This is a genomic window from Devosia sp. SD17-2 (assembly GCF_029201565.1).
In the GTDB taxonomy this organism is placed as follows: domain Bacteria; phylum Pseudomonadota; class Alphaproteobacteria; order Rhizobiales; family Devosiaceae; genus Devosia.
The window spans coordinates 250498-270581 of sequence record NZ_CP104002.1 but is presented as its reverse complement, the minus strand read 5'-3'; the positions used below and the strand labels follow the sequence as shown (position 1 = coordinate 270581).

Sequence of the window (20084 nt, the reverse complement as noted above, 5' to 3'; positions counted from 1 at the left end):
GCTCAGGGCTTTAATCTTCTCCCCAGTCTATCGCAAGCGCCGCCGCGAAGGGAGAGAGCGCAATTGCCATGAGACTGAGTGCCGCAAGCAGCAGCAATGCTGCCCCGGCCTGGTCGGGTCCACCCTGCGAGGAGATGGCGCCGACCCCGAAGATCAGCACCGGCACGCAGAGGGGGGCGATGAGGATGGGCGCAATCAGCCCGCCCCGCCGCGTTGCCGCGGTAATTGCGGCACCAATCGCCCCGAAAGCGGCGAGGGCGGGCGTGCCGACGAGCAGCGAAAGAATGGTGCGCGTGAGCGTCGGACCATCCATCGCAAGCAGCATGGCGAGGAAGGGCGAGGCGATGATCAGCGGCAAAGCAGCGGTCAGCCAGTGGGCGATCACTTTTGCGCCAACCATGGCCGAAAGCGGCAGATCGGCGAGCCGATAGAGCGCCAGAGTGCCGTCTTCGAGGTCGGGGCGGAACAGGCGATCGAGCCCAAGCAACATGGAAAGGAAGGCTGCGATCCAGACGATGCCGGGCGAGATACGGGCCAGCAATTCCTTGTCAGGTCCGACCGCGAAGGGAACAATGGCGCCGACGATGACGAAGAAAAGAAGAAGCGTCAGCACCTCCCCACCGCCACTGAGCGAGAGGCGGATTTCGCGCCGGAGCACTGCGGTAAAGCCGGTCATGGCGTCGCTCCCAGGGTGTAGACACTGAGGCCCGGAACATCGATGGCGTCGTGGGTGGCAATCACTGTGAGCCCGCCCGCTGCCAGATGATCGGTGAGGAGGCCGGCAAGCAGCCCCTGCCCCTGCGCATCGAGCGCGGCCGTGGGCTCATCAAGGAGCCAAACCGGACGGAGCGAGACGAGAAGCCGGGCCAGCGCCAGGCGGCGCTGCTGCCCGGCAGAGAGATAGCCGGCGTCGACGCGGGACAGCCGCCCCAGACCAACCCGTTGGAGTGCATCCTTGGGAGTAATCCCGGTGGCGCCATTGATGCCGGTCCAGAACTGCAGGGTTTCGAGCACGGTCATGCGCGGGCGAACCGCATTGCGATGGCCGCAATAATGGATCGCCGGCCCGGCTTCCTCGGCATGGCCGGTTATCGCAACCGCGCCCTCGATCGGGTCGAGCAGACCCGCAAGGGTAAGGAGCAGCGTCGATTTGCCCGCGCCGTTGGGACCGCGCAGCAGGAGCCCGCTGCCGGAGGGCACGCTCAGCGTCAGATCGCGCGCCAGAATGGTGTCACCCCGCCCGAGGCTAAGCGCCTGAGCGTCAAGGCGGAGTTCGGAAAAGACTTGCCGTTGCGTCATGGCCCCATCTCGTATTGAAGCCAAGGCTGGGCTGGCAAGGGCAATCTTCTTTCATTATAAGCCATCTAGATTGGATTCATTCCAGGAAAAGCGGCTTTTCCGGCGGCCCCATGTGGCCGGGCACCCCGCGTCCAGCAGCACATTTTTAGAGGGCGGAGCATCATGGCCTCACGAGACAGCTTCAAATCCAAGTCGACTTTGACGGTCGGCGGCAAGACCTACACCTATTATTCCCTCGCCGAAGCGGAAAAGAACGGCCTCACCGGAATTTCCAAGCTCCCTGGCTCGATGAAGGTGGTCCTGGAAAACCTGCTGCGCTTCGAGGATGATCGCACCGTCAAGAAGGAAGACATCCAGGCCATCGCCAACTGGCTGGTGACCCGCACCTCCAACCATGAAATCCAGTATCGCCCCGCCCGCGTGCTGATGCAGGATTTCACCGGCGTTCCCGCCGTTGTCGATCTGGCCGCGATGCGCGACGCCACCGCCAAGCTCGGCGCCAACCCGCAGAAGATCAACCCGCTGGTTCCTGTCGATCTCGTCATCGACCACTCGGTGATGGTCGACAGCTTCGGCACCCCGCTGTCCTTCGAGCAGAACGTCGAGCTCGAATATGAGCGCAATGTCGAGCGCTATGAATTCCTGCGCTGGGGCCAGTCGGCCTTTGACAATTTCCGCGTTGTTCCCCCCGGCACCGGCATCTGCCACCAGGTGAACCTCGAATATCTGGCCCAGACCGTCTGGACCAAGGATGAGGACGGCGAAACCGTCGCCTATCCCGACACGCTCGTCGGCACCGATTCGCACACCACCATGGTCAACGGCATGGCCGTTCTGGGCTGGGGCGTGGGCGGCATCGAAGCCGAGGCGGCCATGCTCGGCCAGCCGATCTCCATGCTGATCCCTGAAGTCGTCGGCTTCAAGCTGACCGGCAAGATCAACGAAGGCATCACCGCCACCGACCTCGTGCTGACCGTCACTGAAATGCTCCGTAAAAAGGGCGTGGTCGGCAAGTTCGTCGAATTCTACGGCCCGGGCCTCGACTATCTCAGCCTCGAAGACCAGGCGACCATCGCCAATATGGCGCCCGAATATGGCGCCACCTGCGGCTATTTCCCGGTCGATGCCGATACGCTGAAGTTCCTGGCCACCACCGGCCGCGATCCCGACCGCGTTGCGCTTGTCGAAGCCTATTCCAAGGCCCAGGACATGTTCCGCACCACCGAGACGCCCGATCCGGTGTTCACCTCGACCCTCGAGCTCGATCTCTCGACCGTCGTGCCCTCGCTCTCGGGCCCGAAGCGTCCGCAGGACCGTGTTGCGCTGAAGTCGGTGAAGACCTCCTTTGCCGAAGCCCTGCCGGAGCTGTCCGGTGGCCGCATCGAACGCACCAAGCTGCCCGCCGACAAGCAGGAAAGCCGTTTCGTGGATGAAGGCGCCACTGGCGTCGACGATATCCCCGAAGAAGCTGCTTTCCCGGTTCAGGGCACTGCCTATAACCTCACCGACGGCTCGGTCGTGATCGCCGCGATCACCTCCTGCACCAACACCTCGAACCCCTCGGTTCTGGTGGCCGCCGGTCTCGTGGCCCGCAAGGCCCGCGCCCTTGGCCTCAATTCCCAGCCCTGGGTGAAGACCTCTCTCGCCCCCGGCTCGCAGGTCGTGACCGATTACCTCACGGCCGCAGGCCTGCAGGACGATCTCGACGCGCTCGGCTTCAACCTCGTGGGTTATGGCTGCACCACCTGCATCGGCAATTCCGGCCCGCTGCCGCAGGCCATTTCCGACTGCATCAACGAAAACAAGCTCGTGGCTGCGTCGGTGCTCTCGGGCAACCGCAACTTTGAAGGCCGCGTGAACCCCGACGTGCGGGCGAACTATCTCGCCTCCCCGCCGCTGGTTGTCGCCTATGCCATCGCCGGCTCGCTCAATATCGACATCACCACCGAGCCGCTCGGCACCGGTTCGAACGGCCAGCCGGTCTATCTCAAGGACATCTGGCCCTCCAACCACGAAGTCGCCGAGATCGTGCGCGAGCACGTCAACGCCGACATGTTCCGCAAGCGCTATTCGGACGTGTTCAAGGGTGACAAGCACTGGCAGGCGATCACCGTTGAAGGCGGCGAAACCTACGGCTGGAATTCGTCCTCGACCTATGTCCAGAACCCGCCTTACTTCGAAGGCCTGACCATGGAGCCCAAGCCGGTCACCGACGTCGTTTCGGCCCGTGTGCTGGCGCTCTTCCTCGACTCGATCACCACCGACCACATTTCCCCGGCCGGTTCGTTCAAGTCGACGACCCCGGCTGGCAAGTATCTGACCGAACGCCAGGTTGCTCCCAAGGATTTCAACTCCTACGGCGCTCGCCGCGGCAGCCACGATGTCATGATGCGCGGCACCTTTGCCAACATCCGCATCAAGAACCAGATGCTCGATGGCGTTGAAGGCGGCTACACGCTCGGGCCCGATGGCTCGCAGATGGCCATCTACGATGCCGCCATGGCCTACCGTGCCCAGAACACCCCGCTGGTGATCTTTGCCGGCAAGGAATACGGCACCGGCTCGTCGCGCGACTGGGCGGCAAAGGGCACCAATTTGCTCGGCGTCAAGGCAGTCATCGCGCAGAGCTTTGAACGTATCCACCGCTCGAACCTGGTCGGCATGGGCATCATCCCGCTGCAGTTCAAGGACGGCGAGAGCTGGCAGACCCTTGGCCTCGATGGCACGGAAACCATCGACATCGCCAATGTCGAGCAGCTGGTTCCGCGCGCTGCAGTGACCGTCAAGATCACCCGCGCCAATGGCGACGTTCTCAATGTCGAAACCCTGTGCCGCATCGATACGGCCAATGAGCTCGACTACTACCGCAACGGCGGCATCCTGCACTACGTGCTGCGCAATCTCGTCGCCGCATAAGCAGCCATTGCTGATAAAGACACTGAATGGCGGCCCTTCGGGGCCGCCATTTTTGTTTTACGATGCCAGCGGTACACGCGGCCTTGCGCGCATTCTCGCGGCGTCAGCGGCAGCGTCGGCCGCAGTCCTGGCCAGGAGTTTGTCGCGTTGAGCCGGTGTCGAGCCGCGCATAACGGACAGATGCGTGATCTGCACCGGCTTGAGCCCGACAAACTTGAGGATCTGGTTCGTCACCGTGCGAAAATGGGCATTGCCATAGAAGCTGGCCATGAACCAGTTCGGCGTGTCCGAGGTCACGATCAGCCGTGCCGACCGCCCGGCAAGCAGACCCAGCGGCAAGGGCCGACCGTCCTGATAGCGATAGGCCTTGCCCGATTGCAGGCCGATGTCAAACAGCGCCTTGAGCTTTGCCGGCATGCTGCCCCACCAGAGGGGGTGAACGATGACGACATGATTGGCCCAGACCATCGCCTCCCAGAAAGCGAGCACGTCGCCTGCCATCTCGCTCCCACCGGGTTTGCGGGTCGTCATCTCGGGCACATTCATGTCGGCGAGTTCGAGCCGTCGGACGGTGATCCCCTTTGTTTCCAGCGTTTTGGCGTAGCGATCGGCGGCAGCTCCGCTGAAGCTCGGGGACAGGGGGTGTCCGTTGAGGACAAGGCAATTTGGCATGGAGCACTCCGAAAGTTGACCGCGGTCAATATTATTCGGCTCTAGGACACTTTTTGACCTTGGTCAATTTTGTTATGACTGCTGCATGGTCCAGCGCATCAAAAACATCCAGCCTCGCTCCCTCCAGACACGGACAACAATTTTGTCAGCGGTCGAGCGGCTTTGGCAGACCCGCAGTTTCGACGCGATCACAATTGCCGAAATCGCGGCCGCAGCCGGCATAGCCAAGGGCTCGGTCCTCGCCCATTTTTCGGAAAAACTCGCGATCCTCGCCCAGTTCCTCGGCCGCGCACTCGATGAAGCGACAACCGCGCTGGAGCAGGAACCGGACTTTGCACGCGACGCCGGGAGCCTATCCAATTCGGTTCTGCCGCTGTTGGCCTATCTCCTGCGCGACAAGGCGCTTCTGCGCCTCCTCACCACCGATGGCGACGACGGACAATGTCATGACATTCTCGATCCGGCGCTCCTGCGCCTGCGCGAAGCGCTCACCAAGGGGTTCGACGCCATGCAGATCCTCGATCCCGATCTTTGTGCGGACGTCTTCATCGCCCTTGTGGTTCAGGTGGTGGTTTCGGGCCATGTGGTCGAGGCAGAACAGGCGCGGATCGAACTGGCCCGACTGGCGGCGATCCTCTATCGATAAGAATGTTCGAACTCTCACCCTATTTTGACTAGGCAGGCGCCGAGCGCCCGGCTTAAAACTTTGCCCATGTTTTCCAGACCGTCGTTTGGCCTTATTTTCGGCCTTGTCGCCAGCCTTTCCCTGACCTCTGCCAGCCATGCGGAAACCCTCCGCACCGGGGCCAGGGCCGTCGTCGAGCTGTTTACCAGCCAGGGTTGTGTGTCCTGTCCGCCCGCCGATGCGCTGCTGACCAGCCTCGCCGAGCGCGACGACGTGGTGGCGCTGGCCTATCACGTCGACTACTGGGACTATATCGGCTGGGAAGACACTTTTGGGCACGAAGCCTTCTCGGACCGGCAGCGGGCCTATGCCAAGAGCTGGGGGTCCTCGCGCATCTATACCCCGCAGATGGTCGTCAATGGCGCCAAGGCAGTGGTCGGGTCGCGCCGTGGTGAAGTCCACGATGCTGTCGCGGAAGCCGCACTGCCCCTGTCCGTCGCCCTCGAGCGCGATGGCGACATGCTCAAGGTTTCCGTGCCGGCCGACGCCGAGCTGCCCAACGCTGTCGTCTGGCTCGTGACCTATATCGACCGGGCAGAGATCAGCATCGATCGCGGCGACAATGCCGGAAAATCCATGGTCTATACGCAGGTGGTGACCGGCCGGCAGATCCTGGGGATGTGGGAGGCGCGCAGCGGCGCCGAAATGAAGCTTCCGCTTGCCGAGATGCTGGGCGCCGGCAACACCGGGCTCGCGGTCGTGGTGCAGCAGGAAAGCAAGGGCCTCCCCGGCGCCATCCTCGCCGCCTCGGCCTACGAGCCATAAAAAACGCCCGCTCCTTAGGAAGGAACGGGCCTGACTGACTTCGGTCAACTCTAGAAAAAGTGGCTGGCAGCCGGGCTTCATGGTTTGGGGGCTCGATCGGCCCGGCTGCCAACCTCTGGAGGCAATGCTTGTATCCTGTCCAAGCATTGGGGCGTCTTGAGGGACGAATCATGGCTGAATTGGGATTTTTTCCGCGGCCTTGCCTTCTCCGCCAATTGCAGTGATCATGACCGGATAACCATTTCCGGCAGGGGAGAAGCGCGTGCAGGGCCGTCCGCCGAACGATAGCAATTCCGGACTGTCCCTGGTGCATGTGGGCGAAGCGCCCAGCCAGCCGTCCCGCCCGCCGCAACCGATTGTTGCCTTCGACCGGCGAGAGCTGATGCAGATCCTTTCGGTCTATGGCCGCAAGGTCAGTCGGGGAGAATGGCGCGATTACGCCATGGATTTCCTCAAGGACCGGGCGATGTTCTCGATTTATGCCCGCGTCTCCGAACGCCCGCTCTATGTGGTCGAGAAAAACCCAAAGCTGCGCAATCGGCAGGGGCAATTCATGGTGACCAACCAGGAGGGCCGCATTCTCAAGCGCGGCCACGACCTCGGCCAGGTGCTGCGCGTGCTCGATCCCGACCTTGTGGTGGTTGGGTGAGCATCCTCGTCCGGCCCGCGCGCGCCGCGGACGCGGCTGCCATGAGCGACGTCCTGACGGCCTCCATCACCGAACTCTGCGCCGCCGACCACGGCAACGACCCTGGCGCCATTGCAGCCTGGACCGCGAACAAGACCCCGCACGGCGTCGGCGCCATGCTCGCCAGCCCTGACACTCAGGCCTATGTCGCCGAGCGGCAGGGCGGGATTGTCGGTGTCGGTGCGATCAGCCGCACGGGCATGGTCACGCTCAACTATGTGTCGCCGGAAGCCCGCTATACCGGCGTGAGCAAGGCACTGCTCTCCCGCCTCGAGAGCGAACTTCTGACGCTTGGACACAGGGAAGGTCGGCTCGAAGCGACGGCCACCGCAATTGAGTTTTATCGGCGCGCGGGCTGGATTGGGGATGGCCCCCAGGCAGAAGGCCGGCGGGTCAACGGGTTCCCGATGCGGAAATTATTCACGGCAGAAGTTCGGCCTTGAACGCGGCGATCGCCCCAGCCTTGAGGCGGTTGTAGTCGGCGCGGCTTTCCGGCGCCTGGGCCATGGCGGCGGTTTTGACAGCGCTATAGCGCTGACGCCGATCTTCATCAGCACGCAGGGCATCGCGAAACGCCAGATTGGACGTCCAGCTCTCGCCGCCATGGACAACCACATGGACGAGATGGGTGCGCTCAGAGAGATCGCGGCCCCGTCCGAAGATATGGTGGCCTTCTACGCCCGCATGCGCCGCATAGTCGTATCCGAGGGCAAGGAGCGGACCATGGCAGCGCTGCCAGTCCTCCAGCCGGCGCACACCCACGAGAATGTCGAGGATAGGCTTGGCGCTGAGCCCCGGCACGGCGGTCGAGCCATAATGCTCTATCGCAACGGCAAGACCTCCCAGCGCGCGGTTGAGGCGTTCGCACTCCACCGCGAAGGCATCGGCCCAGCCGGGGTCATATGGCACCATAATATTGCGATCGTGGGCCAGCCCGAGCACCCGGAAGCTTCCCCCCTCAGAGCGCCATCTGCAGGTGAACGATATCGTGCCAACGGTCGAACTTGTAGCCAACGGCCTTGTAGTAGCCGACGCGCTCGAAGCCGAATTTTTCGTGGATGGCGATCGAATTGGCGGTGTCCGCAGTGATCACTGCCAACATCTGCTTGAAGCCAAAGGCCTTCGACTGGGCGAGCAGCTCTGTGAGCATGACGCGGCCCAGACCCTTCCCGGTCTCGTTGGGGTCGAGATAGATCGAGTCCTCGCAGGTGAAGCGATAGGCGGCGCGGGGGCGATAAAAGCTCGCATAGGCATAGCCAACCACCTGCCCGGCGCGCTCGGCGATGATCAACGGGTGGCCCAGCCGTGCCAGCGCTGCATATTTTTCGGCGATGGCGGTTTCGTCCGGCGCCTCGGTGTCGAAGGTGATGGCGGTGTGATCGACATAGTGCCGGTAGATGCGCGTGATGGCGGGAATATCTGACCAGGCGAAGGGACGCAGGACGGTGTCGGACATGACAGTAAACCAAAAAAAGGACCGCAGCCCTTGTAAGCTGCGGTCCCGAATTTCGTCCAACCAAATTGTTTGATCAGACCATTAGCGCTGGTGCTGCTACTCGCGGTTGCCGAAGAGGCGCAGGAGCATCATGAACAGGTTGATGAAGTCCATGTAGAGGCTCAGCGCGCCCATGATGGCGTTCTTGGCCATGACGTCGGCGCCATAGGAGGCCGAGTAGCTTTCCTTGATCTTCTGGGTGTCATAGGCGGTCAGACCGGTAAAGATCAGGACGCCAACCACCGAGATGATGAAATCCATCATGCTGGACTGCATGAAGATGTTCACGATCGAGGCAATGATGATGCCGATCAGGCCCATCATCAGGAAGTTACCCATGCCGGTCAGGTCGCGCTTGGTGGTGTAGCCGTAAAGGCTCATCGCGCCGAAGGTGGCGGCGGTGATGAAGAACACCTTGGCGATAGAGGCGCCGGTATAGACGAGGAAGATCGACGAGAGCGACACGCCCATGACGGCCGCGAACGCCCAGAAGACCGCCTGCGCCGCCGGGACGGACAGCTTGTTGATGCCGAAGCTCAGCACCAGCACGAAGGCCAGCGGCGACAGCATGAGAACCCAGGCCAGCGGGCTGGCATAGAGCAGCTCGGCATTGGCCGGGCTGGACATGGCCCACTGGCTGGTGAAGTAGGCGACGAGCCCGGTAACCACGAGGCCCAGGCCCATGTAATTGTAGACTCGCAGCATGTAGCTGCGCAGGCCCTCGTCGATGGCTACGGCCGAGCCGGCCCGCGCATTGAGGGTCTGACGGTCATATTCAGCCATTGTCGGTTTCCTTTCCCTTGGAAGACTGCGGTCTTGTCACCGCCGGGGGCAATTGGCGTTGCCACTTGTGCGCAAATATGGAGACGGAAGCCTTGAGATACAAGGCAAAATGGAACAATCCGCCAGCCGGGCTGGCCGATTGGCGCGATTATGTTAGGGTCCATGAACCGTTCCTGCCTTCCGCCAGGGAGATCTTGCCATGCCCCGGCTCTTCACAGGCCTCGAGATTCCACCCGACACCGGTTTTGCGCTGTCGCTCAAGCGCGGCGGGTTGACCGGGGCGCGATGGGTCGATCCCGAAAATTACCACGTCACCCTGCGCTTTATCGGTGATGTCGACCGCAACCAGGCCGATGACGTGGCGGACAATCTCGATCTCCTGTCGAACACCCTGCGCTTTTCGGTGCGGCTGACGCATCTCGGAATTTTTGGCGGCGACCGCCCCCGGGCGCTTTACGCAGGCATCGAGCCCAATGAGGCCCTCGCCCGGCTGCAATCGGCGCATGAACGCATGGTGCAGCGGGCAGGCCTGCCGCCTGAGGGGCGCAAGTTCGTGCCGCATGTCACCCTTGCCCATCTGAGGGGGACAAGCGCTGCGGAGGTCGCCCGCTTCATTGCCGACGCCGGGCGCTTCGAGCCGATCACATTTGCGGTATCGCGCTTCGCGCTCTTTTCCAGCAAGGACGGTGTGGGCGGGGGCCCCTATGTCGTCGAGCATGCCTATCCACTGGCAGCATGACCCAGATCACCCAAGTGTTAGGGCGGTTTTAACCCTATCACGGCAAACCGGGCCATCAGGCAGGGTTGGTGTCAAATTGCCGCCGCCTTTCCCGCGCATTTGACGCAAAAGCCGCCAATTTTGCGGGATTTGACGGCTTGGTAACCATGTCCGCGCCATCTTGAGCGGAAAGCACTCCGCGGACGGTCAGCTTTACAAGAGGATGAATTGGCAATGATGAACAAGACCGGTGGCCTCGCAATCGGGATCGCGATGGCAGCGGCCATCAGCTTTGCACCTGCCGTACAGGCACAGCAGGCAACCGAACTGGGAACGTTCAATGCATGGACGGCCTGGCAGGCCACGGATGCCAGCGGCGTCATGTGCTACATCTCGGCGCAGCCGCAGAAGTCCGAACCCGCAGGCGCCAATCGCGATCCGATCCACTTCATGATCATCCACCGCAAGGGCCTGGGGACCAAAAACGAAGTGCAGACGCTGATCGGTTATCCGTTCAACTCCAGCGCTGCCAACGCCAGCGCCGCCATTGACGGCAAGTCCTACCCGATGGTCACCGAAGGCTCCGCCGGCTGGCTGGCCTCGACCGGCGACGAGTCCGGGTTCGTCGCTGCCTTCAAGGCCGGCAGCCAGATGCTTGTCCGCGGCACCAGCCAGCGCGGCACAAACACGATCGATACCTATTCGCTCTCCGGCGCCACCGCCGCGATGAACGCCATCGACGCCGCCTGCAAGTAATTGGGGGCTTGCCCCTCGGCCCGGAACCGCCATAACTGGGCGCCGGGCCGAAAAGCCCGCGTCCGACCTCAAGAGCCCGACCTTATGATGATTTCGTCCAAGCCTTTCCTCGCCCTCGCCCTGGTGATTGCCGTGACCGTTCCGGCCCAGGCGCAGTCGGCGCGGGTGCTCGGCGATTTCCGCGACTGGTCGAGCTATGCCGCTGACGATGGCGCCAGCACGGTCTGCTTTGCCATGACCAAGCCGAAGTCCACCGAGCCGACACCGGCCGGTGCCGGCCAGGCCTATCTCTACGTCACCAATCGCCCGGGCGAAGACGTGGTCAATGAGTTCAACGTGGTCGCTGGCTATACTTTCCAGACCGGCTCGCGCGCCAGCGTCAACATCGGCGGACAGGGTTTTACCCTGTTCACGCAAGGCGATGCCGCCTGGCTCGATGACAGCGCCCAGGCCGCAAACCTCGCCGCCGCCATCCGTGCCGGCTCCTCAATGAGCGTCACCGGCACCGATGCCAATGGCACGACCATCGTGCAGAACTATTCGCTTTCCGGCGCCACCGCAGCACAGCAGGCCATCGGCGCCGAGTGCTGACACGCGGCGGCACCCCCGCCGGCGGCTCTCCTGCGGCTGACGCAAGGCACCTTCCCGACGGTGTTATTTTGCGCTTTGCCTCACCATATGCTATTGGCCGCCCACTTCCCGCATTTCCGGACACACTTGGCCTGCCATGAGCATTGCGCTGAACCTCGACCATTCGACCGCTATCCGGCCAGCCGTGGCCAGCCGGCCGTCCCTGATCGGCCTCTCCAAGCAGCAGCTCGCGGAGACCTTGACCAGCCATGACGTGGTTTCCGAGAAGGAAGGCCGCATGCGCGCCAACCAGCTCTGGAACTGGCTCTATGTGAACGGTGTCACCGATTTTGACCGCATGACCAATGTGGCCAAGCCGGTGCGCCAGAAGCTGGCCGACACTTTTGTGCTCGACCGCCCGGAAATCGTCTCCGAACAGGTATCCTCCGACGGCACCCGCAAATGGCTGTTCCGCTTCCGCGATCCGCAGAACCCGAACATGCCGGCCGTCGAGGTGGAAACCGTCTATATCCCCGAAAGCGATCGCGGCACGCTTTGCGTGTCCTCGCAGGTGGGCTGCACGCTGACCTGCTCGTTCTGCCACACCGGCACGCAAAAGCTCGTCCGCAACCTCACCGCCGGTGAAGTGCTGGGGCAGATCCTGATGGCGCGCGAGCGCCTGGGCGATTTCCCCGGTGGTTCACGTCCCGATGACGGCGGCCTTGTGCCCGGCGGCGAAAGCCGCGCCATCACCAATATCGTGATGATGGGCATGGGCGAGCCGCTCTACAATTTCGAGAACGTCAAGCAGGCGCTGCTTATCGCTTCGGCCGGCGACGGCATGTCGATCTCCAAGCGCCGCATCACGCTCTCGACCTCGGGCGTCGTGCCTTACATCGAGCGCACCGGCAGCGAAATCGACGTCATGCTCGCCATCTCGCTGCACGCGGTGCGCGACGATCTGCGCGACGTGCTGGTTCCGATCAACAAGAAGTGGCCGATCAAGGATCTGCTGGACGCGTGCCGCAATTATCCGGGCCTCTCCAATGCGCGCCGCATCACCTTTGAATATGTGATGCTTGACGGCATCAATGACAGCGACGCCGAAGCCAAGGAACTGGTGCGGCTGCTCGCGGGCATTCCGGCCAAGATCAACCTCATCCCGTTCAATCCCTGGCCTGGCTCGAACTACGGCACCTCGCCCTCGAGCCGCATCGAGCGCTTTGCCGATATCGTCAATCGCGCCGGCTATGCATCGCCCGTCCGCACCCCGCGCGGCCGCGATATCTTTGCCGCCTGCGGCCAGCTCAAGAGCGAGAGCGAACGGCTGACCAAGAAGGACCGCGATGCGCTGCTGACGCTGTAAAAGCGTCAGCACCTCAACCGTCTACTCCCCCGCGACCCAATCGACGCTCCAGCGTCCCCTGCCCTCGTCGGCCAGTACATCGGCGAGGACGGGGAGCACTGTGCGCATTTCCTCTTCGAGCACATAGGGCGGATTGACGACGATCATGCCGGTGCCATGAAGGCGGGGCGGGAATGACGGCGCGCGGATCGTCAGCTCGATGCGGAGGATCTTTCGGATCCCCGTGGCCTCAAGCGCGGCGACATAAGCGTCGACGTCCTCGGGGTCCTTGATCGGATACCAATAAGCAAAAATCCCGCCCGGCCAGCGCTTGTGCGCCTTTTCGAGGCTCTGGACCATGCGGGAAAACTCGCCCTTCTCCTCGAACGGCGGATCGACCAGCACGAGGCCGCGCTTTTCCTTGGGCGGCAGATGGGTGCCCATGGCGGCCCAGGCGTCGAGATGGGTGACGCGGGTCTGGAAATCGCCGGCAAAATTCTCGCGCAGCGCCTCGACATCCTTTGGATGCAGCTCCAGCGCCATCAACCGATCCTGCTGGCGCAGCATGTGCCGGGTGATGAAGGGCGAGCCGGGATAATAGCGCAGTTCATCCGCTTCGTTCTGCGCGCGGACGGCCTCGAGATAGGGCGAGAGAAGTTCTGAAACGTTGGGCGCAAGATCGCTTTCGACCAGCCGCAAAATACCGTCCTGCCACTCGCCGGTGCGCTCAGCCTGATCCCCATAGAGATCATAAAGGCCGACCCCGGCATGGGTGTCGATGACGCGGAACGGCGCGTCCTTGCGCATGAGATAGGCAAGGATGCGGGTGAGAATGGTGTGCTTGACCACGTCGGCAAAATTGCCGGCGTGAAAGGCGTGGCGATAGTTCACTTGCGGCCCTCGGCGAAGAGAATAGTTGCCGCGAAGGTCATGAACACCGCGGCAAAGCTCCAGTTGAGGGCCTTGCCGACCCAGGCTTTTTCCCTGAGCGTCCGCGTCAGCCATTCGGCAAACAGAACAGTGGCCACGACGACCGGGATGGAGACGATGACAAACTCAATGCCGAGGAAGATCAGCTTTGCCGAGGCGGAGGGGTCATCGGCCGAGACGAACTGGGGCAGGAAGGTCACGAAAAACAGCGCCACCTTGGGATTGGTGAGATTGATGCCAAGACCGGTGAGATAGGACTGGGTCCAGCTCGGCTGCTTGCCGCCCTGTTTGTTGACCACGAGGATCCCACCGCCATCGCGGATCGCCTGGATCGCCAGCCAGACGAGATAGAGCGCGCCGACGATTTTCAGCGCCCAGAAGGCGGCCGGGGCGGCAATGATCAGCACGGAAATGCCGAAGGCGACCAGCATGGTGTGGACCGCAATGCCCGTGAGCGCACCCATGACCGTGGCAAATCCGTGGTTTCGCCCCCAATTGATCGTGCGCGAGACGAAAAGCGCCATGTCCGGTCCCGGCGTCACCGCCAGCACGAAAGCGGCGAGGGCAAAGGTGGCGATGACGGAAAAATCAGGCAGGAAGCTGGGCATTCAAAAGTCTCGCGGCAAAGGACGCAGGTCTTGCTCATAGCGCGCCAGTGCGGCCGGGACTAGGGCTCGCGATTGCGCTGGTATTGGATCATGTGCGGGAAGGCCGGTAGCCAGGCCTCGCGCCGCACCGTCCAGAGCTCGTAGGTCGGCACGAACATGTCGGGGGCGTCGAAGGCGCCAAGGCTGATCTCGATGTCGTCACCGCTGCGGGAGAATACCGGGGACCCGCAGCTTGGGCAGAAACACCGCCCTTCAAATTCCCCGACCGACCCGCTGATCGTGACCGCATCGGTGGAAAATATCGCAGAGGCATGGAACAGGGCGCCATGAAATTTGCGGCAATCGAGGCAGTGGCAGATGCCCACACGACGGGGCTCGCCCCCGCGCGACGATCCGCAGCGCCCCACAGCGGCATCCGCCTTCCACCTCGCTCATGACACCCTCCTCCTCACGGCAGCGGCAGCTCGTGGCTGCGCTTGATGGTTTCCATCGGCACGTCGGTCTTGACGCTCTGCACGGACGGGATGCGCATGAGATAATCGGACTGGAAGCGCCAATAGGCATGCAGGTCCGTCGTCACCACCCGCAGGATGGCGTCGCATTCCCCGGTGGTGAGATAGCACTCCATCACCTCAGGGAATTTGCGCACCGTTTCCGCGAACTGGTTTGTGGTTTCGGCATCCTGGGTCTTGAACCAGACGCGGGTAAAAACCGTGAGACCGAGCCCAAGACGCGGCGCGTTCAGCACCGCGATATAGCGATCGATGATACCCTTTTCCTCGAGCAGCTTGACCCGCCGGAGACAGGGCGAGGGCGACAGGCCCACCGCATTGGCCAATTCAACATTGGACATGCGGCCATTGCGCTGCAACTCTCTGAGGATACGACGATCAACGGGATCAAGAACTTCTGACAGTTTGTGGCGCTCTCTTTGCAGTATTTGGCAGATTATGCCAAAGGATGCGCCATGGGCGCGACAATCGCAAGATTATTGCGTATGGACTGGATTATCCTGTCGGCATCACACCTTGGGATCTGAGCAATGGCTAAAGAGATCAAAAAAGTCGTCCTCGCCTATTCGGGCGGCCTCGACACGTCCATCATCCTGAAATGGCTGCACGAAACCTATAACTGCGAAGTGGTGACCTTCACGGCCGACCTCGGCCAGGGTGAAGAGCTCGAGCCGGCGCGCAAGAAGGCCGAAATGTTCGGCATCAAGGACATCCGTATCGAGGACCTGCGCGAAGAATTCGTGCGCGATTTCGTCTTCCCGATGTTCCGCGCCAACACGGTCTACGAAGGCCAGTATCTGCTCGGCACGTCGATCGCGCGTCCGCTCATCGCCAAGCGTCTCGTCGAGATCGCCCAGGAAACCGGCGCCGATGCCATTTCCCATGGCGCCACCGGCAAGGGCAATGACCAGGTACGCTTCGAGCTGACCGCCAATGCGCTCGACCCCTCCATCGCCGTCATCGCGCCATGGCGCGAGTGGGATCTGCGCAGCCGCACCGCTCTGCTCGAATACGCCGAAAAGAACCAGATCCCGGTTTCCAAGGACAAGCGCGGCGAGGCTCCGTTCTCGGTCGACGCCAATCTCCTGCACACCTCTTCCGAGGGCATGGTGCTGGAAGACCCCGCAGTCCCCGCGCCCGACTATATCGCGCAGCGCACTGTCGATGCGGAAAAGGCTCCCGATCAGGCCGAGATCATCACCATCGGCTTTGAAAAGGGCGACCCGGTCTCGATCAATGGCGAAAAGCTGAGCCCGGCTGAGCTGCTGACCAAGCTCAATGAGCTGGGCGGCAAGCATGGCGTTGGCCGTCTCGACCTCGTCGAAAACCGCTTCGTCGGCATGAAGTCGCGCGGTCTCTACGAAACGCCGGGTGGCACCATCATTCTCGTTGCCCACCGCGGCATCGAGTCGATCACCCTTGATCGCGGCGAAGCCCATCTCAAGGATGAGCTGATGCCGAAATATGCCGAACTCATCTACAACGGCTTCTGGTTCTCGCCGGAGCGCGAAATGCTGCAGGCCCTGATCGACAAGAGCCAGGAATATGTGACCGGCGACGTGCAGGTGAAACTCTACAAGGGTTCCGCAACCGTCATCGCCCGCTCCTCGCCGCACAGCCTCTACTCCATGGACCTCGTGACCTTCGAAGAAGGCGCCGTGGCCTATGACCACAAGGACGCCGAGGGCTTCATCCGTCTCAATGGCCTGCGTCTCAAGACCTGGGCCGCGCGCAACAAGAAGGCGCAGGGCTGATTTTACCGCGGTTCTGGCCTTCGGGCATAAGCCGCATCGAGTTGGAGGAGGCGCTGCACATGCAGCGCCTTTTCTTTTGCACTTCGGGCCATTGTGAAGGTACCGCCAGGCGGCTAACTCTGGGCGACAGCCGCGGGAGCATGCCATGACCGGACGCATCGTCATCCTCAACGGCGCCCCTCGCTCCGGCAAGACGACGCTGGCGCGTGCGATCCAGACGCAGGTGCCCGGACGCTGGATCCATTTTGGCGTCGACGCTTTCAACGCAAGCCTGCCGCCGGCACTGATGCCCGGGATCGGTCTGCGGCCCGGCGGGGAGCGGCCGGACCTCGAAGCCAATCTGCCCGACCTGTTCACCGCGTGCTTTTCGGCCATCGCCGGCTTTGCAGCTGCCGGTTTCGATGTGGTGTCCGATCTTGGGCTTCAGAGCGACTACGTCACCCCGTTTGATCCGATGGCTTTGCTTGAGGAGACGCTGGGCCGGTTTCCTCTACTGCTCGTCGGCGTCCACTGCGATATCGACATCATCATGGCCCGCCGCAATGCCGATCCGCAGGGTGGCTTTTACGCTGCCGGACCGGGTATTCCCGCACCGGTCCAGCGTTGGCAGGACGCTGTGCACAAGGGCCGGGATTACGCCCTCACACTCGACATGGGACGCCTCACGCCAGAGGATGCGGCACAGCGCCTGGCGGAGTGGCTCAGGACTGTTCCGCCCACTGCTCTGGGGTTCGCGGGGAGGCTTTAAAGGGCCCGATAATTTCACCGCTTCCCGAACTTATGAAATCGATACCATTTAACGACCTCTTAAGTGTGTCTCCTTAGGCTCCCACGCGTCCGGGAGGACAGGGGGGACGTCTGATGGGCTTGCAGGAAACCACGCAGATGGGCGACGCGGCAGAAGCACTGCTGCTCGATGCTGCGCTCGAGAATATTCCATACGGCTTTTGCGTCTGGTCGCCGCAATTCCGGCTGGTGATGTGGAACAAGCACTACCGGGAACTCTACGGCTTCAGCGAGAGCGCCCTGCGCAAGGGCATGACGCTCGAGGAAGTGGTTCAGCTCTCCCACAAGCTGGGCAATCACGCCAACCAGAGCCCGGAACTTTTTTACGAGAACTATACCAGCGAGCTGCTGTCTAATCGGGCGGGAGCCCGGGCGAAATCCCAGGAAGTGGTGCATGGCGGCCGCATCATCGAGACGGCCCATGTCTATACCGACCTGCTCGGCTGGGTGGTGACCCACGAGGATATCACCGACGAGATCGCGCAGGCGGAAATCGTCGAGAAGCGCCGGCTGGATCTCGAGCGGCAGAACCTGCGGCTCGACGCAGCCGTCAACAACATCTCCATCGGCCTCTGCATGATGGATGCGCGGGGCCGGCTGGTGATCTGCAATGAGCCCTATGCCCGCATCTATAATCTCCCGCCCGACTATCTGCGGCCCGGTACCCAGCTCGAGGACATTCTGGGCCATCTCTTCGATGTCGGCATGAGCGCCGGGGGCAACCGCGAAGACTATATAGCCTGGCGGCGCGAGGTGATCGCCCGGCGCGAATATGGCAAAAATATCCACGAGCTCAACGGCCGCATCATCATGATGCAGCACCATCCGATGAAGGATGGGGGCTGGGTTTCGACCCATGAGGACATTACCGAGCAGCGCCAGAACGAAGCGCGCATCCAGCATCTGGCACGCCACGACGCGCTGACGGACCTGCCCAACCGCATTGAATTTCTCGAGCAGATGGCCCGCACCGAAGCGGCGCTGAAGCGCGGGGAAATGGCGGCGGTGCTCTATATCGACCTCGATCACTTCAAGGCGGTCAACGATACGCTCGGACACGCCGTGGGCGACGAGGTGATCAAACAGGCGGCCGTGCGCCTCTGGGGCACGTCGCGCGAGAGCGATCTGCTGGCACGGCTTGGGGGCGACGAATTCGCCCTGCTGCTGCGCCCGGTCGAGAGCGCTGATGCGGCCGCCAAGGTGGCCGACCGCATCATCAAGACCATTTCGGCTCCGATGAACATCGGCGGGCAGCGCATCGAGATCGGCGCCAGCGTCGGCATTGCCGTCGGCCCGGGGGACGGGGTTTCCACCGACACGTTGGTCAAGAATGCCGATCTGGCGCTCTACAAGGCCAAGAGCGAGGGGCGCTCGACCTATCACTTCTTTGAAGCCGGCATGGATGCCGAGCTGCAGCAGCGCCGCGCCATCGAAGCGGGCTTGCGCATGGCGCTGGCGCAGGACGAGCTGCGCCTCGTGTTCCAGCCGCTGCTGGGGCTGGAGGAGAACCGGGTGACCTGCGTCGAGGCGCTGCTGCGCTGGGACCACGGCGGCAAGACCATATCGCCGGTGGAATTCATTCCGGTGGCCGAGGAAACCGGGCTGATCAGCTCCATCGGCCAGTGGGTGCTGCGCGAGGCCTGCAAGGCCGCCGCCGCCTGGCCCGGACTGGTGCGGGTGGCGGTCAATCTCTCGCCGGTGCAGTTCCGCCAGCGCGATCTCGTGGCCCAGGTGCGAGCCGCCCTTACCGAGGCGCAACTCGATCCCGCCCGGCTGGAGCTCGAGATCACCGAGAGCCTCCTGCTCAATGACAGCGACAGCACGCTGAGGGCGCTGCACGAGCTGCGCGCCATGGGCGTCCGCATCTCGATGGATGATTTCGGCACCGGCTATTCATCGCTCTCCTATCTGCGTGCCTTCCCCTTCGACAAGATCAAGATCGACCGCTCCTTCATGCGCGATCTGGCGAGCCGCACCGACAGCCAGGCGATCATCCAGGCGGTGATCGGGCTGGGGCGATCGCTCGGAATGTCGACCACGGCCGAGGGCATCGAGACCGAGGAACAGCTGGCCATGGTGCGCGAGCACGGCTGTTCCGAAGTGCAGGGCTACTTGTTCTCCCCGCCCCTGCCCTCTGCCGCGCTGACCAGCCTGCTGCACTCCGAAGCGGTGAAAGCCCAGGTGGCCAGCATGAAGGCATCCTGAGCCCGGCCAGCCTCAGTCCTTGCGCCGATAGGCCTGGATGACATTGCCCTTCGAGGTGATGCTGCCGCGCACGAACTCGAGGCGCATGGTGGGATCACCGGGCTCGAAGAGATGCCGCCCCGTGCCGGCCACGACCGGATGGGTGATGAGGATCAGCTCGTCCATCAGCCCGGCCATCACCAGCTGGCGCACCAGCGAGATGCTGGCCATGGTGGCGATATCGCCGCCCGACCCGGCCTTGAGCGTGCGGACAAAATCGAGGAAATCGCCCTCGATCAGCTTTGAATTGCTCCAGGTGAGCTGATCGGGCGTGAGGGTTTCGGAGGCGACATATTTCTCGACGCCGTTGATGAAGCCGGCGAAATCGAGATCCTCCCTGGCATTGGGCCAATATTGCGACCATTCCGAATAGCCAACCCGCCCCATCAGGGCCGTGTCGATCGTGGCGAGCGTCGTCGTCATCTCCGCGCCCAGCTCATCGTCAAAACTGTCAAACTGCCAGAGGTCCGGACGCTCCACCACGCCATCGAGCGAATGGAAGAGGCCTGCTGTCACCTTGCGCATGTTGTCTCCTTTGCGTGCTCGGGCCTTTTTTTC

At 62.6% G+C, this 20084-nt stretch carries 22 protein-coding genes and 1 pseudogene; 12 read left to right on the top strand and 11 right to left on the bottom strand.

The window, feature by feature from the left end:
* Positions 1 to 10: 10 nt before the first annotated feature.
* Together ccmB and ccmA are read right to left on the bottom strand one after the other, a co-directional pair.
* Complete coding sequence (gene ccmB, locus NYQ88_RS01380; RefSeq protein WP_275653201.1) at positions 11 to 676, bottom strand: heme exporter protein CcmB; 666 nt, start codon at positions 674 to 676, stop codon at positions 11 to 13.
* Positions 673 to 1299, bottom strand: a complete 627-nt coding sequence (gene ccmA / locus NYQ88_RS01375; protein ID WP_275653200.1) for a heme ABC exporter ATP-binding protein CcmA — start codon at positions 1297 to 1299, stop codon at positions 673 to 675. The genes ccmB and ccmA overlap by 4 nt, the downstream gene beginning before the upstream one ends.
* Positions 1300 to 1461: 162 nt before the next feature.
* On the opposite strand from ccmA, the gene acnA reads away from it, so the two are divergent.
* Entirely contained in the window at positions 1462 to 4215 is a 2754-nt protein-coding gene (gene acnA / locus NYQ88_RS01370; protein WP_275653199.1) for an aconitate hydratase AcnA, read from the top strand.
* Positions 4216 to 4272: 57 nt separating this feature from the next.
* Here acnA and NYQ88_RS01365 read toward each other — a convergent pair whose 3' ends face one another.
* Positions 4273 to 4887: an NAD(P)H-dependent oxidoreductase gene (locus NYQ88_RS01365; protein WP_275653198.1), complete on the bottom strand. Its 615-nt coding sequence runs from the start codon at positions 4885 to 4887 to the stop codon at positions 4273 to 4275.
* 142 nt (positions 4888 to 5029) lie between these two features.
* On the opposite strand from NYQ88_RS01365, the gene NYQ88_RS01360 reads away from it, so the two are divergent.
* From NYQ88_RS01360 to NYQ88_RS01345, 4 genes are all read left to right on the top strand, one after another.
* Positions 5030 to 5533, top strand: a complete 504-nt coding sequence (locus NYQ88_RS01360; protein WP_275653197.1) for a TetR family transcriptional regulator — start codon at positions 5030 to 5032, stop codon at positions 5531 to 5533.
* 66 nt (positions 5534 to 5599) lie between these two features.
* The gene (locus tag NYQ88_RS01355) at positions 5600 to 6337 is read left to right on the top strand and encodes a DUF1223 domain-containing protein (protein ID WP_275653196.1); all 738 of its coding nucleotides are present in this window, start codon (positions 5600 to 5602) and stop codon (positions 6335 to 6337) included.
* Between the two features lie 298 nt (positions 6338 to 6635).
* Positions 6636 to 6986, top strand: a complete 351-nt coding sequence (locus NYQ88_RS01350) for a DUF2794 domain-containing protein (protein ID WP_275654984.1) — start codon at positions 6636 to 6638, stop codon at positions 6984 to 6986.
* A gap of 41 nt (positions 6987 to 7027) precedes the next feature.
* A complete protein-coding gene (locus NYQ88_RS01345) occupies positions 7028 to 7468 on the top strand; it encodes a GNAT family N-acetyltransferase (protein ID WP_275653195.1) in 441 nt (146 codons plus the stop codon).
* Here the strand turns inward: NYQ88_RS01345 and NYQ88_RS01340 are convergent.
* The 3 genes from NYQ88_RS01340 to NYQ88_RS01330 form a co-directional block, all read right to left on the bottom strand.
* A complete protein-coding gene (locus tag NYQ88_RS01340; protein ID WP_275653194.1) occupies positions 7446 to 7967 on the bottom strand; it encodes a GrpB family protein in 522 nt (173 codons plus the stop codon). The genes NYQ88_RS01345 and NYQ88_RS01340 overlap by 23 nt on opposite strands.
* 16 nt (positions 7968 to 7983) lie before the next feature.
* Positions 7984 to 8481, bottom strand: coding sequence for a GNAT family N-acetyltransferase (locus NYQ88_RS01335; RefSeq protein WP_275653193.1), 498 nt, complete (start codon positions 8479 to 8481; stop codon positions 7984 to 7986).
* A gap of 96 nt (positions 8482 to 8577) precedes the next feature.
* Positions 8578 to 9303, bottom strand: coding sequence for a Bax inhibitor-1/YccA family protein (locus tag NYQ88_RS01330; RefSeq protein WP_275653192.1), 726 nt, complete (start codon positions 9301 to 9303; stop codon positions 8578 to 8580).
* A gap of 199 nt (positions 9304 to 9502) precedes the next feature.
* Here NYQ88_RS01330 and thpR point away from each other — a divergent pair, with 199 nt between their 5' ends.
* From thpR to rlmN, 4 genes are all read left to right on the top strand, one after another.
* Entirely contained in the window at positions 9503 to 10042 is a 540-nt protein-coding gene (gene thpR / locus NYQ88_RS01325) for an RNA 2',3'-cyclic phosphodiesterase (protein ID WP_275653191.1), read from the top strand.
* A gap of 213 nt (positions 10043 to 10255) precedes the next feature.
* Positions 10256 to 10777, top strand: a complete 522-nt coding sequence (locus NYQ88_RS01320) for an invasion associated locus B family protein (RefSeq protein WP_275653190.1) — start codon at positions 10256 to 10258, stop codon at positions 10775 to 10777.
* A gap of 84 nt (positions 10778 to 10861) precedes the next feature.
* Positions 10862 to 11368 carry an invasion associated locus B family protein gene (locus NYQ88_RS01315; protein ID WP_275653189.1) on the top strand — a complete coding sequence of 169 codons (507 nt, stop codon included), beginning with the start codon at positions 10862 to 10864 and terminating at the stop codon, positions 11366 to 11368.
* Positions 11369 to 11504: 136 nt separating this feature from the next.
* Positions 11505 to 12713 carry a 23S rRNA (adenine(2503)-C(2))-methyltransferase RlmN gene (gene rlmN / locus NYQ88_RS01310; RefSeq protein WP_275653188.1) on the top strand — a complete coding sequence of 403 codons (1209 nt, stop codon included), beginning with the start codon at positions 11505 to 11507 and terminating at the stop codon, positions 12711 to 12713.
* 21 nt (positions 12714 to 12734) lie between these two features.
* On the opposite strand, the gene NYQ88_RS01305 is transcribed toward rlmN, so the two are convergent.
* From NYQ88_RS01305 to NYQ88_RS01290, 4 genes and pseudogenes are all read right to left on the bottom strand, one after another.
* Positions 12735 to 13583 (bottom strand): 23S rRNA (adenine(2030)-N(6))-methyltransferase RlmJ, encoded by an 849-nt coding sequence (locus tag NYQ88_RS01305; RefSeq protein ID WP_275653187.1) that lies wholly within the window; start codon positions 13581 to 13583, stop codon positions 12735 to 12737.
* On the bottom strand, positions 13580 to 14230 hold the full coding sequence (locus NYQ88_RS01300; RefSeq protein ID WP_275653186.1) for a LysE family translocator: 651 nt from the start codon (positions 14228 to 14230) through the stop codon (positions 13580 to 13582). Before NYQ88_RS01300 ends, NYQ88_RS01305 begins: the two co-directional genes overlap by 4 nt.
* Positions 14231 to 14289: 59 nt before the next feature.
* Positions 14290 to 14665: pseudogene (locus NYQ88_RS01295) on the bottom strand (GFA family protein).
* Positions 14666 to 14678: 13 nt separating this feature from the next.
* Positions 14679 to 15146: an Lrp/AsnC family transcriptional regulator gene (locus NYQ88_RS01290; protein WP_275654983.1), complete on the bottom strand. Its 468-nt coding sequence runs from the start codon at positions 15144 to 15146 to the stop codon at positions 14679 to 14681.
* 126 nt (positions 15147 to 15272) lie between these two features.
* Between NYQ88_RS01290 and NYQ88_RS01285 the strand changes: the two genes are divergently transcribed.
* The 3 genes from NYQ88_RS01285 to NYQ88_RS01275 all read left to right on the top strand — a co-directional run bounded on the left by NYQ88_RS01285 (position 15273) and on the right by NYQ88_RS01275 (position 19487).
* Positions 15273 to 16496 (top strand): argininosuccinate synthase, encoded by a 1224-nt coding sequence (locus NYQ88_RS01285; protein WP_275653185.1) that lies wholly within the window; start codon positions 15273 to 15275, stop codon positions 16494 to 16496.
* 145 nt (positions 16497 to 16641) lie between these two features.
* Positions 16642 to 17244 carry a chloramphenicol phosphotransferase gene (locus NYQ88_RS01280; protein WP_275653184.1) on the top strand — a complete coding sequence of 201 codons (603 nt, stop codon included), beginning with the start codon at positions 16642 to 16644 and terminating at the stop codon, positions 17242 to 17244.
* Between the two features lie 113 nt (positions 17245 to 17357).
* Positions 17358 to 19487, top strand: a complete 2130-nt coding sequence (locus tag NYQ88_RS01275) for an EAL domain-containing protein (RefSeq protein ID WP_275653183.1) — start codon at positions 17358 to 17360, stop codon at positions 19485 to 19487.
* 12 nt (positions 19488 to 19499) lie between these two features.
* Here the strand turns inward: NYQ88_RS01275 and NYQ88_RS01270 are convergent, their stop codons facing one another.
* A complete protein-coding gene (locus NYQ88_RS01270) occupies positions 19500 to 20051 on the bottom strand; it encodes a dihydrofolate reductase family protein (RefSeq protein ID WP_275653182.1) in 552 nt (183 codons plus the stop codon).
* Positions 20052 to 20084: the final 33 nt, after the last annotated feature.

Excerpts from the sequence above, each read along its gene's own strand:
- ccmB (WP_275653201.1), bottom strand. The coding sequence starts at position 676 with ATGACCGGCTTTACCGCAGTGCTCCGGCGCGAAATCCGCCTCTCGCTC.
- NYQ88_RS01345 (WP_275653195.1), top strand. The coding sequence starts at position 7,028 with ATGAGCGACGTCCTGACGGCCTCCATCACCGAACTCTGCGCCGCCGAC.
- NYQ88_RS01300 (WP_275653186.1), bottom strand. The coding sequence starts at position 14,230 with ATGCCCAGCTTCCTGCCTGATTTTTCCGTCATCGCCACCTTTGCCCTC.
- NYQ88_RS01270 (WP_275653182.1), bottom strand. The coding sequence starts at position 20,051 with ATGCGCAAGGTGACAGCAGGCCTCTTCCATTCGCTCGATGGCGTGGTG.
- NYQ88_RS01355 (WP_275653196.1), top strand. The coding sequence starts at position 5,600 with ATGTTTTCCAGACCGTCGTTTGGCCTTATTTTCGGCCTTGTCGCCAGC.
- rlmN (WP_275653188.1), top strand. The coding sequence starts at position 11,505 with ATGAGCATTGCGCTGAACCTCGACCATTCGACCGCTATCCGGCCAGCC.
- NYQ88_RS01280 (WP_275653184.1), top strand. The coding sequence starts at position 16,642 with ATGACCGGACGCATCGTCATCCTCAACGGCGCCCCTCGCTCCGGCAAG.
- NYQ88_RS01285 (WP_275653185.1), top strand. The coding sequence starts at position 15,273 with ATGGCTAAAGAGATCAAAAAAGTCGTCCTCGCCTATTCGGGCGGCCTC.
- ccmA (WP_275653200.1), bottom strand. The coding sequence starts at position 1,299 with ATGACGCAACGGCAAGTCTTTTCCGAACTCCGCCTTGACGCTCAGGCG.
- NYQ88_RS01335 (WP_275653193.1), bottom strand. The coding sequence starts at position 8,481 with ATGTCCGACACCGTCCTGCGTCCCTTCGCCTGGTCAGATATTCCCGCC.
- NYQ88_RS01275 (WP_275653183.1), top strand. The coding sequence starts at position 17,358 with ATGGGCTTGCAGGAAACCACGCAGATGGGCGACGCGGCAGAAGCACTG.
- NYQ88_RS01320 (WP_275653190.1), top strand. The coding sequence starts at position 10,256 with ATGATGAACAAGACCGGTGGCCTCGCAATCGGGATCGCGATGGCAGCG.
- NYQ88_RS01315 (WP_275653189.1), top strand. The coding sequence starts at position 10,862 with ATGATGATTTCGTCCAAGCCTTTCCTCGCCCTCGCCCTGGTGATTGCC.
- acnA (WP_275653199.1), top strand. The coding sequence starts at position 1,462 with ATGGCCTCACGAGACAGCTTCAAATCCAAGTCGACTTTGACGGTCGGC.
- thpR (WP_275653191.1), top strand. The coding sequence starts at position 9,503 with ATGCCCCGGCTCTTCACAGGCCTCGAGATTCCACCCGACACCGGTTTT.
- NYQ88_RS01365 (WP_275653198.1), bottom strand. The coding sequence starts at position 4,887 with ATGCCAAATTGCCTTGTCCTCAACGGACACCCCCTGTCCCCGAGCTTC.
- NYQ88_RS01330 (WP_275653192.1), bottom strand. The coding sequence starts at position 9,303 with ATGGCTGAATATGACCGTCAGACCCTCAATGCGCGGGCCGGCTCGGCC.